Source organism: Pseudoalteromonas sp. S1610 (genome assembly GCF_005887465.1).
In the GTDB taxonomy this organism is placed as follows: domain Bacteria; phylum Pseudomonadota; class Gammaproteobacteria; order Enterobacterales; family Alteromonadaceae; genus Pseudoalteromonas; species Pseudoalteromonas undina.
In genome coordinates this window covers 1-13,097 of the sequence record NZ_PNDI01000002.1, presented here as the reverse complement: position 1 = coordinate 13,097, position 13,097 = coordinate 1, and the positions used below count along the sequence as shown (strand labels likewise).

Below are 13,097 nucleotides of genomic sequence, written 5' to 3'. Positions count from 1 at the left end.
AAACACTAATTCTTTTTATTTAAAATATACTGGTTAACCGCCGCATTATGTTGTTTTAATGTGGTTGAAAACTGATGGCTACCATCACCTTTGGCTACAAAGTAAACATACTCGCTTTTGGGCGGGTTTACCGCCGCTAAAATGGCTTCTTTGGAGGGCATGGCAATCGGTGTGGGCGGTAATCCGTTAATACGATAGGTATTATACGGCGTGTAATTTCTTAGGTCTTTACGTTTGATATCGCCATCAAAGCTTTCGCCTAGCCCATATATTACGGTAGGGTCGGTTTGTAAGCGCATATTGGTATTTAAGCGATTTATAAACGCTGAAGCAATTAACGGGCGCTCACTGGCAAGCGCGGTTTCTTTTTCGATAATAGAAGCCATTATCAGGGCTTCATAGGCGGTATTGTAAGGTAAATCACTTGCCCGTTGCTGCCATGCATCTGCCAATGTTTGCTGCATTTTTTGCGCAGCGCGTTTTAATAAACTACTCGCGCTGTCGTTACTATGATAATGATAAGTATCGGGAAACAACCACCCTTCAAGGTGAGTTTGCTTGCCGATTATTTGCTCGCCAAGCTGTTCGAGTTTTAAATCGTTTTGTAAATGTGGAGCAATTTTTACCGTATTTAATACATCTCTGAGTGCTTGACCTTCAATAATGGTAAAACTAAAACTAATTTGCTCGCCCTGGTTTATTTTTTTTATGTTGTTTATTACGCTATCTGCGCTTAGCTCGTACAAACCTGCTTTTAGGTCAGTCAAGGTCGGGTCGAGTTTAGCTAATATTTGAAACCGCCAGCAATCCTCTAGCCACTGCTGCTGTTGCCATTGGCGACATAACTTATTAAAACCGGTGCCTTTTTCAACTTTAAATTGGGTATTAGTAGCTACCTTTAGTGGCGTTTGAATGGTTGCTTGTAATTGCTGGTAGCCAATCACAGAGCTAAAAAAAGCCAGTAGTAATACTGATAATATAACTTTTAACACTAAGCCTCCTTGGCTAGTAACTCGTTTAGTAATGATTGGCTGTGCACAATATCAAAATAGTGCTCGTCTAGGCTTTTTACGGGCACAATTTTCATTAAGCTGTTACATAAAAATACGGCGTCTGCTTGGGTAAGGTCATCAACGCTGACAGTTTTAAATTCAACGGCTAATTTATCACATAAAGATTGTAGAAAAACACCTTTAATACCGCATTCATCGAGCCTTGGGCTAAATACCTTATTATTTTTTATTGCAAAAATATTAGCCGCTGAGGTTTCAATTACATTGTTGTTGCAATCAAGGACTAACGCATCATCGGTATGCTGAGCTTGCAGGGCATTTTTGATCAGTACTTGTTCAAGCCTATTTAAAGTTTTAAGCCCAGCTAAATGAGGTTGAACGGCCAGCTTAATCGGGCTAATAGATAAACTAATGCCCGTATCTGTTAAGCTGTTGTAATGTTTTGGATAAGGTAAAACACTCACAAAAATATTTAAATTACATTCGCTTGGTGGCGCATAGCCTCGCCCGCCCTCGCCGCGTGTTACCACGATTTTAACAACCGCTTGCGCCTGTGATGCTACTTGCTGAGTAATGTGCGATTCAAGAGCAGTAAACTCAAGCGCCGGAAAAGCTAAACGCTGCGCACATTCAATCAAACGTGCTTTGTGATAAGCCCAATGCTCAACCTGCCCATCAGTAATAATTGCGGTGGTAAAAAAGCCATCGCCATAATTTAAGCCCCTATCATGGGTGCTTATGCTACTGGTTTCGTTTGCTGCTATTATTGTTTGCATATTTTTTTACACATAAAAAAACCCAGTTAAACAACTGGGTTCTTATTGTCGTTCGTTGTTAAAAAAGATTATACCTTTTTAAACAGTAACGAGCCATTAGTACCACCAAACCCAAATGAGTTACACAAAGCGTAATCAAGTTTAGCATCACGTGCTGTATGCGGTACGTAATCTAAATCACAGCCTTCATCAGGATTATCTAAGTTAATTGTTGGCGTCACTTTTTGCTCGGTCAACGACAAAATAGACACTATCGACTCAACAGAGCCTGCCGCTCCAAGTAAGTGACCCATCATAGATTTTGATGAACTTACCATTACATCTTTAGCTGAATCACCAAAAATAGTTTTAACCGCTGACGTTTCAGCTTTGTCACCCGCATGAGTAGACGTACCGTGTGCGTTAATGTAGCCAACTTGCTCAGCATTTACTTGCGCATCGTTTAATGCGTTTTCCATTGCCAGAGCTGCACCTGCGCCATCTTCTGGTGGTGAGGTCATGTGGTAGGCATCACCACTCATGCCAAAACCAACAAGCTCTGCATAAATTTTAGCGCCACGGGCTTTAGCGTGTTCGTATTCTTCAACAACCACCACACCGGCACCATCAGAAAGTACGAAACCATCACGGTCTTTATCCCACGGGCGAGACGCTGCTTGTGGATCGTCATTACGCGTTGAAAGCGCACGTGCGGCGTTAAAGCCACCCATTCCAATTGGCGTACACGCTTTTTCTGCACCACCGGCAACCATAGCATCAGCATCGCCGTAGGCAATCATACGTGCGGCGTGACCAATGTTGTGCAGGCCTGTAGTACATGCCGTTACAATTGAAATATTAGGACCACGGAGGCCATGCATTATCGATAAATGACCCGAGATCATATTAATAATGGTAGACGGTACATAAAACGGCGATAACTTACGTGGGCCGCTGTTTAATAATTTTACGTGGTTTTCTTCAATAAGGGTTAAGCCACCAATGCCTGAACCCACCGCTACACCAATGCGTGATGCGTTTTGTTCAGTAACTTCGAGGCCAGAATCTTGAAAAGCTTGAACACCCGCTGCAATGCCATACTGGATAAATAAATCCATTTTTTTAGCATCTTTTGGTGACATGTAAGCCGATGCATCAAAATCATTGATTAAACCAGCGAAGTGAGTACCAAATTTTGATGTATCAAAGTGGGTAATATTTTGAATACCACTTTTAGCATCTAATAAGCCTTGCCAGGTTGATTGAACATCATTGCCTAGCGGCGTCAACATTCCTAAGCCAGTTACGACGACACGACGTTTAGCCACGGTTTGCCTCCAATAAGGAATTATTATTATACCAATTAACTTAGCTCAGTTTATTTAAGCGTTAACGCTGTTGCTAGTTATGTTATTAGTATTGGGGATGATCATACCCAAGCTACCTCAAAGTGCGAGTCTCAAACCATTAACCAACGCTAAGCAATAACAATTTAATTGCTGATGATGAGTGAGGGTTTGGAATTGAATCATGGACTTTGAGGTGGTTTGGATATAAAGATTAAAGGCAGCGAATGCTGCCCTTAATTTGCGATTAATTACTCAGCGTGAGCTGTAACGTAATCGATTGCAGATTGTACTGTAGTGATCTTTTCAGCTTCTTCATCTGGGATCTCAGTATCGAACTCTTCTTCAAGAGCCATTACTAATTCAACAGTATCAAGAGAGTCTGCACCTAGGTCATCAACGAATGAAGCTTCGTTTTTAACTTCTTCTTCTTTAACACCTAGCTGTTCGATGATAATTTTCTTTACGCGTTCTTGGATATCGCTCATTCTTCTTTCCTTTATTAAAAACGCCAATGCGTTATTTTCAGATTGCGGCGTAGTTTACGTCCGATAATTCTCTGATTCAATCTTTTGACCATAAATAATTTGCTGGTCAAACCTCTTGAGTGTTTATTTTATCTTTTATCGCTTATTTTCACAGCGATTTCAAGTATGTTTAAAGCAAGTTTACGAAAAATTCAATATTTTTTAGCAAACCCGCATACAATTTGTAGTTTATTTAATTCGCATTGCGAACTTAAACCATGTACATCGCACCATTTACATGCAAAGTTTCACCTGATACATACGCAGCGGCGTCAGATGCTAAATAACATACTGCAGCTGCAATCTCATCTGGCTGACCTAAACGACCCGCAGGTACGTTTGCAAGCGTTGCTGCTTTTTGCTCATCTGTCAAATCATCGGTCATGTCCGTTTGAATAAAACCAGGTGCAACCACATTTACAGTAATTCCACGAGAGGCTACCTCACGCGCTAGTGATTTAGAAAAGCCGATAACACCCGCTTTAGCGGCTGCATAGTTGGCTTGACCCGCATTACCCATAGTTCCCACTACTGAGCCGATATTGATGATACGGCCGTTCTTTTTCTTCATCATTGGGCGAAGTACGGCTTTAGATAAACGGAAGATAGAACTTAAGTTGGTATCGATAATATCGTCCCACTCATTTTCTTTCATGCGCATTAATAAGTTATCGCGCGTAATACCTGCATTATTTACTAATACATCAATATCACCTAAATCGGCTTTAATTGCCGCTAATGTCGCCTCAATCGATGCAGAATCAGTTACGTTTAACGCATAGCCCTTACCGTTATTACCTAAGTAGTCACTAATTTTAGCTGCACCCGACTCGCTTGTTGCTGTGCCCGCTACTTTTGCACCTTGTGCTACTAATGTGTTTGCAATGGCCTTACCAATACCACGGCTAGCGCCAGTGATCAGGACAACTTTGCCCTCTAAAGAAAATAAATTACTCATTTTATATACTCTTATTTAGCTGAATCGATTGATGCAAGGTCGTTAACTGAACCACACACCATCGCTTTATCAATACGTTTTGCAAGCCCGGTTAGTACTTTACCAGGACCAAATTCATAACTTTGCGTTACACCTTGTGCAACCAGTGCTTGTACCGTTTCGGTCCAGCGTACAGGGCTATATAGCTGGCGTACTAATGCCTCTTTAATTGCATCAGCTGAACCTTCTGCTTTTACATCAACATTATTGATTACATCACACTTAGGTGTATTAAATGTTAAAGCAGCTAAATCGGTGGCTAATTTCTCAGCAGCTGGTTTCATTAGTTCACAATGTGACGGTACGCTTACCGATAATGGCAATGCACGTTTTGCTCCGGCTTCTTTACAAGCAACAGAGGCTCTATCAACTGCATCTTTATGACCGGCAATAACCACTTGCCCTGGCGAGTTATAGTTTACTGGAGAAACCACTTCACCTTGTGCCGCTGCTGCACAAGCGGCTTTAATTTCATCGTCGCCTAAACCAATGATTGCGGCCATAGAACCTACACCAGCAGGTACGGCTTCTTGCATGTAAAAACCGCGATTTTCAACCAGTTTTACGGCTTCGCTTAAACTGATCACATCGCTACATACTAAAGCTGAATACTCACCCAAGCTGTGACCTGCCATAACGACGTCTGCATCTGGGTTTGCAGCTAACCAATGACGATAAATAGCCACGCTTGCAGTTAATAGTGCAGGCTGAGTACGGTGTGTTTGATTTAGTTTTTCTTCTGGACCGTTAAGTACAAGGTCTGCTAGGTCGTAACCAAGTGCGGTTGAAGCTTCTGCAAATGTAGCTTTTACTATGTCAGAACTCGCTAGTAGCTCTTGTAACATACCCACAGTTTGCGAGCCTTGACCTGGAAAAAGAAGTGCAATTTTTTGTGCCATAATTTGCTCTTTTAATTAAACAAAATAAATAATGTATAACACGGCACGTTAACTGTTATTCAACCGCCGTGTCTTTAGAATGTGTTTTTTCGAAAATAGCAGCTATTTTATCTGGAAGTTGACGTTCTACTTCTTTCACTGCTTCGTCGATTGCGGCATGAAATGCTTTAGCTGAGGCATTTCCATGGCTTTTAACAACAATACCGCGCAATCCTACCAGAGAAGCGCCGTTATACTGGTCGGGGTTCACTCTTTTATAGAGTTTTTTTATGATTGGCGCCAACATAAACGCCATACACTTGTAAACGACGTGCTTTTCAAGGGCACGGGTAAACTTTTTCATGATAAGTTTAGCAATGCCTTCACAGGTTTTGAGTGCAACATTGCCAACAAAACCTTCACAGACAATAACATCGGCCTTGCCAGAAAAAATATCGCTGCCTTCACTGTAACCAATATAATTAATCAGCTCGCTTTGTTGCATTAATTGTGCGGCTTGCTTAATTTCTTCGTGGCCTTTTATATCTTCAGCACCAATATTCAATAAACTCACTTTAGGGTTATCGCAGCCAAGTGCTTGACCTGCAACCACAGAGCCCATAATGCCAAACTGATACAACATTTGTGCATCACAATGCACGTTGGCGCCTAAATCGAGTAAGTAAACGGGGTTTTTACGTTCAGTAGGTACAGCAGAGATAAGTGCGGGACGTTTCACCCCTGGAAGCATTTTTAATACGTAATGCGCCATAAAAAATAGCGCCCCTGTATTGCCAGAGCTAACACAGGCTTGCGCTTCACCCGATTTAACTAAATCAAGGGCAACTCGCATGGAGGAATCTTTTTTTGAGCGTACAGCAACAGCGGGTTCGCAGGCATTGGTAACAACGTCGTTACAATGGCGAATAATTAATCTAGGATGAGAAAGTGAATCGAGTGATTCTAATTGTTTAGCTATTACTTGCTCGTTGCCACATAAAATGAGTTTTAAGTTGGCATTAGCATTTACCGCACGAACGGCTGCGGGGATAGATGAACGGGGGCCATAATCGCCCCCCATCATATCTAACGCTATGGTTAGATTAGTCAGCATATAAGCAATCTCTTAGTTAGAAATTACTTGAACGCCTTTGTAGTAACCATCTGCAGTCACATGGTGACGACGATGAGTCTCACCAGATGTTTGGTCTACAGTTAAAGTTGGACCACTGATCGCATCGTGTGAACGGCGCATGCCGCGTCTTGCACGAGACTTTTTGCTTTTTTGTACAGCCATAGTCTTCTCCTAAGAATCTTTCTTAAGTTGTTTCAAAATATCAAATGGATTTGGTTTATCATCTTCCGCCTTTAAAACACCAAAGCTGGCAGGCTCTGCTGTATAACTGCATGAAGCTTCGTTGTGGGTAGGCACTAATGGCACTGCTAAAATAAGTTCGTCTTCGATTAACTCAAATACGTCTATTTCACCATTTTCATCAAGTGCTACTTCGTCGTAGCTTTCTGGAAGATCATCTGACTCTGCATCCAAACCGACTGGCGAATACACAAAGTCTTGATCCAAATCCAACCCTAAATCACCATTACAACGTTGACAAGTGACAGTTACGTGTGTGGACAAATTGCCACTAATCACAACTAAACCTTGCTCATCGTTTTTGCAATGAATTTTTACCGCTATTTCACCTACTTCTTCCTGGATAACCCCTCGTAAACGAGGAAGTTTCTCAAGCGGTACAACGCCGTCATACTTTAAACGATGCTGAGCTGCTTTGCCCGGATGAAGGGTGATGGGAATTTTCACCTTTTGCATAGGGGCTGCATCATATAGATAGTTAGTAAGTTAGTCAAAGTAAAAAACCAATTTTACGTTGTTTTTCACGTGTTTTACTCACGGATCTGATTTATCCTAACTCAATCTGATTTACGCTAGGAAAACATGCCATGAAGCACCCCCTTATATTAGCCTCAAGCTCGCCATTTAGGCAGTCTTTATTACAAAAATTTAATCTGCCGTTTGAAACGTTTTCGCCAGATGTTGACGAAACGCCGCATAAAAACGAAACACCAAGCACGCTTGTTAAGCGCCTCAGTGAATTAAAAGCGGCTGCAGCCATCGATCATTTTGACCAAGGCCTCGCGATTGGCTCAGATCAAGTTGCTGTATTTAATCAGCAAATACTAGGTAAGCCGCACAATAAAAAAAACGCAATAAAGCAATTGAGCTTATTTAGCGGGCAAGCGGTCACTTTTTTAACTGGCTTATGTGTGTACGATATTCATACTAAACAAAGCAAAACTATTGTTGAGCCCTTTAATGTGACCTTTAAAACGTTAACAACGGCGCAAATAAGTGCTTATTGCGATGCAGAGCAACCTTATAACTGTGCAGGTAGTTTTAAAAGTGAAGGCTTGGGTATTTGTTTATTTGAAAAGCTCAGTGGTGATGATCCAAATAGTTTAATTGGTTTACCACTCATTAAACTCAGCCAATTACTGGCTGAGTTTGGTGTTGATGTATTAGCAGCGCAAACTAACTGATTAGCCGAGTAATATATTTTGCAACTGCTGATAGTTGTCAGCGGTTGCAATCGGGGTTAACTCGTTTAATTGCGCTGCGTCGTGCACGCCCATGGTTACCCCTATTCTATCCATACCTGCGGCTTTTGCCATTGCCATATCTATTTGCGTGTCGCCTATCATTAGCGCTTCATCAACACTTACCCCTAGCTCTTCAAGCAATTGATAAAGCATATCGGGAGCGGGTTTTGATTTAGCGTCGTCACTGGTTCGCGTAGCACTAAAAAAGTGACGCAACTGGCTTTCATCTAGAAGGCGTTCCAGTCCTACTCGGCTTTTACCTGTGGCAACCGCCAATATTATGCCTTGATTTTTTAACTCAGTGAGTACCTGTGCAACGTGATCAAACACCGGTGTTGGGGTGGTATCAAGTGCATATTGCTGTTTATAACCTGCAATAAGCGTTTCGTGATGTTCGCTGTAGTTAGGAAACAAGGTTGCGATTGCGTTTTCAAGCGATAAACCAATAATATTTTTACTAGCGGTATCGCTTGGCGGCTCAATATTATGTGATTGGGCACTTTTGCGAATGCAATTAACGATTTTGCTAATTGAATCCATAATGGTGCCATCCCAATCAAAAATCACCAGCTTGTAATGTTTTATTGAGGTTACGATCACGCCTTTGCTGCTCTAAGTTTTACTAAACAGCTTGATAGTGCTTTATCCAGCGGTGCTTCTACTCGCATAGTGGTTTCGTTTTTAGGATGGTAAAAGCTTAAATCATGCGCGTGTAGAAATAAGCGGTTTAAACCGCGTTTACGCATTGACTCATCAAATCCTTGGTCGCCGTACTTATCATCACAAGCAATAGCATGGCCTTGACACTGAGTATGCACACGAATTTGGTGAGTACGACCGGTTACAGGGGATGCTTGTACTAATGAGCAATCGTTAAAACGTTCAAGCACTTTAAAACGGGTATGCGACGGTTTGCCCTCGGTATTATCAACACGTACTACGCGCTCACCCGATTTTAGGGTATTTTTACGCAAACCTTCCGTTACATTTTTTGTTTTAGAGTCCCATTGGCCTTCTACCAATGCCCAGTAATTTTTTTCCATGGTTTTTTCGCGTAATTGCTCATGCAAAGCGGTCAGCACTGAGCGGCGCTTAGCAATGAGTAAACAACCTGAGGTATCGCGGTCTAAACGATGCACAAGCTCTAGGCTACGCTCTTCTGGGCGTAAAACACGTAATGCTTCAATAAGCCCGTAGCTTAAGCCACTTCCGCCATGCACAGCCATGCCTGATGGCTTGTTAATAACAATCAGGTATTTATCTTCAAATAATATATCGTCTTCGAGGCGCGTTACTTTATCGAGTTTTGATGGTACAAACTCTTCACGCTCTGACACTCTAATTGGCGGTATACGAATAACGTCGTCTAGCTGCAATTTATACACAGGTTTGATGCGTTTTTTATTAACACGCACCTCACCTTTACGAAGAATTTTATAAATTGCGCTTTTAGGCACCCCTTTTAAATGGGTAATAAGAAAGTTATCAATACGCTGACCTAGGTGGTCTTCGTTGATCGTGACAAAAGATACTTGTAAGCCGGTTTTTTCTGACATTGCCTAATCACTGATTTAAGTAAAATAATTTAGTTGCTAACACGGTTATAATAGTGGGATAATAAGCAGCGCAAATATTTAGTATTTGCAAATAACAACGGTGCTTTTTAACACAACAAAACATTCGTGATGCACATTCTGGGTAACCGATCATACAGATCCGAGTTAAGTTTTCCAAAGCTTTTATACATACCCAGTCAACACGTGCGCACAACTAACGGCAATGCGCGTAATATATTGCTGGTTAAGTTTGAACATGAATTGATTTTTAATGTGATAGTAAAAGCAATGAACAGATAATTTGTCTGATAGTGACGGCGTAAAAAACACGCCGTTCAGAATTCGCTCAAATATTGTAGTAGTACCGTACAGCAGCTTATTTAGAACTAAAAAAATCTAATAAATAAGCGTTCATTAACATCGGTAGCGATTTTTGCTCATAAAATAGATAACGGTAGTTTTAAAAGCGAAACTATGGTTTGAACCTAAAGAGCCCTACGCACCTAATATGAATGCATTTAATAAGATTGATATGACAGGCCAACTTCTGGATAAAATGAGTATTGAGCTAAACAGCCGACACATTTGAATCCCTTTAGAATTTAATAGCGTGATAACACCCTATTGTTTGCCGGCATTTAAAATACTGCGTACCAAAATACAGAGCCGTTCCGTTAAAGACCCAGTCGTGAGGCTGCACATTCTAAAAATAGGAACACCTGAACAGGCGAGAAAAACATCGTCATGTCAGCGACACAAACTAGTAGAGTAACATTATGAAACGTATGCTAATCAATGCAACGCAGCAAGAAGAAATGCGCGTAGCACTGGTTGACGGCCAGCGCCTATATGATTTAGATATAGAAAGCCCAGGTCACGAACAGAAAAAAGCCAATATTTATAAAGGCAAAATCACACGTATTGAACCATCTTTAGAAGCGGCATTTGTTGACTACGGTGCTGATCGTCATGGTTTCCTTCCATTAAAAGAAATTGCTCGTACTTACTTCCCGCAAGGTTACACCTTCCATGGTCGTCCGAATATTCGCGACGTGATCAAAGAAGGTCAAGAAGTAATAGTACAAGTTGATAAAGAAGAGCGCGGCCAAAAAGGTGCAGCATTAACTACCTTTATCAGTGTTGCCGGCAGCTACTTAGTGCTTATGCCTAACAACCCTCGTGCTGGCGGTATTTCTCGCCGTATCGAAGGTGATGAGCGTACTGAACTTAAAGAGTCGCTAAGCCGCCTAGAACTACCTAAAGGTATGGGCTTAATTGTACGTACTGCGGGTGTTGGTAAATCGTTTGAAGAACTAAACTACGATTTAAAAGCATTATTAGTTCACTGGGAAGCCATTCAACAAGCGGCAGACAGTGCTAAAGCACCATTCTTAATTCACCAAGAAAGTAACGTGATTTTCCGCGCTATTCGCGACTATTTACGTCGTGACATTGGTGAAATTTTAATTGATAAGCCACGTGTTTTTGAAGAAGCTAAAGCGCACATTGAGCGTTTTCGTCCTGACTTTATGAGCCGCGTTAAGCTTTATCAAGGTGACACACCATTATTTACGCATTACCAAATTGAAAGCCAAATTGAGTCTGCGTTCCAACGTGAAGTGCGTTTACCGTCAGGCGGTTCAATTGTTATTGACCCTACTGAAGCACTTACCTCTATTGATATCAACTCGTCTAAAGCAACAAAAGGCGGTGATATTGAAGAAACAGCACTTAACACCAACCTAGAAGCAGCGGATGAAATTGCACGTCAACTTCGTTTACGTGACTTGGGTGGTTTAATTGTTATCGACTTTATTGATATGACACCTCCACGTCATCAACGTGAAGTAGAAAACCGCTTAAAAGATGCTGCTCGCCCAGATCGTGCCCGTGTACAAATTGGCAAAATTTCGCGCTTTGGTTTACTTGAAATGTCGCGTCAGCGATTACGCCCTTCACTAGGTGAAGCAAGCCAAGGTGTTTGTCCACGTTGTAGTGGTCAAGGTACTATTCGTTCAAACGAGTCAATTGCACTATCAATTTTACGCTTGATTGAAGAAGAAGCGATTAAAGACAACACTGCACAAGTAAACGCACAAGTGCCTGTTGCCGTTGCCGCTTATTTATTAAATGAGCAGCGTCGTAGCGTTCACCGCATTGAAAAGCATCATAAATGTGATGTAGTGATTATTCCTAATCAACACATGGAAACACCACATTACGAAGTTATGCGTTTACGTAAAGACGAAACACTTGAAACAGTAAGTTATGAGCAAGTTGTTGCGCCTGAGCCTGAAGCATTTGAAATGTCTAAATCGCCAGCAGCACCTGTACGTGAAGAGCCGAAGCTTAAAGGTGTCGTTATGCCTTCTAGCCCTGCTCCACAAGCAGCAGCAAAAGCAGCGCCGGTAGTAGAAGCAAAAGCTGAAATTGGCTTATTTACTGCACTTGGAAAATGGATTAAGTCGTTATTTGCAAGTGAAAGTGAGCAAACAACACAAGAGTCTACAGATAAGAAATCTCAAGAGCGTACCAATAACAACCGTGGCAATGATAATCGTCGTCGAAACAACAACCAACGTCGTCGCAATAATAACCCACGTAATAAACCACGCAACGAACGTAATACAGATTCTGAAACTAAAAATGAGTCAGCACCTGTAAATGATACGCAAGAAAAGAATGAAAACCGCAATAAGCGCCGTCGTAATTCAAATACGCGTAAACGTCCTGAGCATAAAACAGAAGATAAAACGCAAGTAAAAGCAGAGGCAACTCAAAAAGCTGATACTGCACCTAAATCTGATAAGAATGCTGAGCCAAAAGAGCAAAAGCCTAAAGTACGTCGTCAACGTCGTAATTTACGCAAAAAAGTTCGCGTACAAGACGAAAGTGCTGAGCAAGTTCAAACAATAGAACAACCTGTTGAGCAACCTGTGGTGAAAGAAGAAAAGCCACAAGTGAAAGAGCAAGCACCTGTTGTTGAAAAGCAAACGCCTGTATCAGATGAAAAAGCACCTGCACCTGCTAAAGAACAAGCAGAAGCTGTTGTTGATTCAAACGATAACGCAGTATCACAAGATGAAGAACAAGAGCAAACACGCACTCGTTCACGTCGTTCACCACGTCATCTTCGTGCATCAGGTCAGCGTCGTCGTCGCCCTGAGGGTGAAAACGCGCAAGAAAAGTCTGATGAAGCGCCTGCGTTTGTACCCGTTGCTGATCAAGCTGCAGCTGAATATGAAGCAGAGCTAAAAGCAAAAGCACATAAAACGGCCGTTGATGCCTCTGATGCAGTTGAGCAAAACATTGTTGAAGAAGAATTAGCGAAAACTGAAGAGCCAGTAAAAACTGAAGAACCAGTAAAAACTGAAGAACCAGTAAAAACTGAAGAACCAGTGAAATC

13 protein-coding genes are annotated in these 13,097 nt (G+C 41.7%); 2 read left to right on the top strand and 11 right to left on the bottom strand.

Annotation, left to right across the window (positions count from 1 at the left end):
* Nucleotides 1-5: 5 nt before the first annotated feature.
* The 9 genes from mltG to yceD form a co-directional block, all read right to left on the bottom strand.
* Nucleotides 6-992 (bottom strand): endolytic transglycosylase MltG, encoded by a 987-nt coding sequence (gene mltG, locus CWB77_RS01150; protein WP_055011793.1) that lies wholly within the window; start codon nt 990-992, stop codon nt 6-8.
* A complete protein-coding gene (pabC, locus tag CWB77_RS01145; RefSeq protein ID WP_055011792.1) occupies nt 992-1,789 on the bottom strand; it encodes an aminodeoxychorismate lyase in 798 nt (265 codons plus the stop codon). Before pabC ends, mltG begins: the two co-directional genes overlap by 1 nt.
* A 68-nt stretch (nt 1,790-1,857) precedes the next feature.
* On the bottom strand, nt 1,858-3,096 hold the full coding sequence (gene fabF, locus CWB77_RS01140) for a beta-ketoacyl-ACP synthase II (protein ID WP_054200708.1): 1,239 nt from the start codon (nt 3,094-3,096) through the stop codon (nt 1,858-1,860).
* Between the two features lie 269 nt (nt 3,097-3,365).
* On the bottom strand, nt 3,366-3,602 hold the full coding sequence (gene acpP / locus CWB77_RS01135; RefSeq protein ID WP_008109873.1) for an acyl carrier protein: 237 nt from the start codon (nt 3,600-3,602) through the stop codon (nt 3,366-3,368).
* A gap of 250 nt (nt 3,603-3,852) precedes the next feature.
* A complete protein-coding gene (fabG, locus tag CWB77_RS01130; RefSeq protein WP_055011791.1) occupies nt 3,853-4,599 on the bottom strand; it encodes a 3-oxoacyl-ACP reductase FabG in 747 nt (248 codons plus the stop codon).
* A gap of 11 nt (nt 4,600-4,610) precedes the next feature.
* A complete protein-coding gene (gene fabD / locus CWB77_RS01125; RefSeq protein WP_055011790.1) occupies nt 4,611-5,537 on the bottom strand; it encodes an ACP S-malonyltransferase in 927 nt (308 codons plus the stop codon).
* Between the two features lie 55 nt (nt 5,538-5,592).
* Nucleotides 5,593-6,630: a phosphate acyltransferase PlsX gene (plsX, locus tag CWB77_RS01120; RefSeq protein ID WP_008467405.1), complete on the bottom strand. Its 1,038-nt coding sequence runs from the start codon at nt 6,628-6,630 to the stop codon at nt 5,593-5,595.
* Nucleotides 6,631-6,642: 12 nt separating this feature from the next.
* On the bottom strand, nt 6,643-6,813 hold the full coding sequence (gene rpmF, locus CWB77_RS01115) for a 50S ribosomal protein L32 (protein ID WP_008109865.1): 171 nt from the start codon (nt 6,811-6,813) through the stop codon (nt 6,643-6,645).
* A 9-nt stretch (nt 6,814-6,822) separates the two neighbouring features.
* Nucleotides 6,823-7,347, bottom strand: coding sequence for a 23S rRNA accumulation protein YceD (gene yceD / locus CWB77_RS01110; RefSeq protein ID WP_008109862.1), 525 nt, complete (start codon nt 7,345-7,347; stop codon nt 6,823-6,825).
* Between the two features lie 131 nt (nt 7,348-7,478).
* On the opposite strand from yceD, the gene CWB77_RS01105 reads away from it, so the two are divergent.
* On the top strand, nt 7,479-8,075 hold the full coding sequence (locus tag CWB77_RS01105) for a Maf family protein (protein ID WP_055011788.1): 597 nt from the start codon (nt 7,479-7,481) through the stop codon (nt 8,073-8,075).
* Here the strand turns inward: CWB77_RS01105 and CWB77_RS01100 are convergent, their stop codons facing one another.
* On the bottom strand, nt 8,076-8,735 hold the full coding sequence (locus tag CWB77_RS01100) for an HAD-IA family hydrolase (protein ID WP_055011787.1): 660 nt from the start codon (nt 8,733-8,735) through the stop codon (nt 8,076-8,078). It lies immediately after the preceding gene.
* Nucleotides 8,732-9,691 (bottom strand): 23S rRNA pseudouridine(955/2504/2580) synthase RluC, encoded by a 960-nt coding sequence (gene rluC, locus CWB77_RS01095; RefSeq protein ID WP_008109857.1) that lies wholly within the window; start codon nt 9,689-9,691, stop codon nt 8,732-8,734. The genes CWB77_RS01100 and rluC overlap by 4 nt, the downstream gene beginning before the upstream one ends.
* 776 nt (nt 9,692-10,467) lie before the next feature.
* Between rluC and rne the strand changes: the two genes are divergently transcribed.
* On the top strand, nt 10,468-13,097 hold a 2,630-nt coding region (rne, locus tag CWB77_RS01090), incomplete at its 3' end, for a ribonuclease E (RefSeq protein ID WP_138620944.1).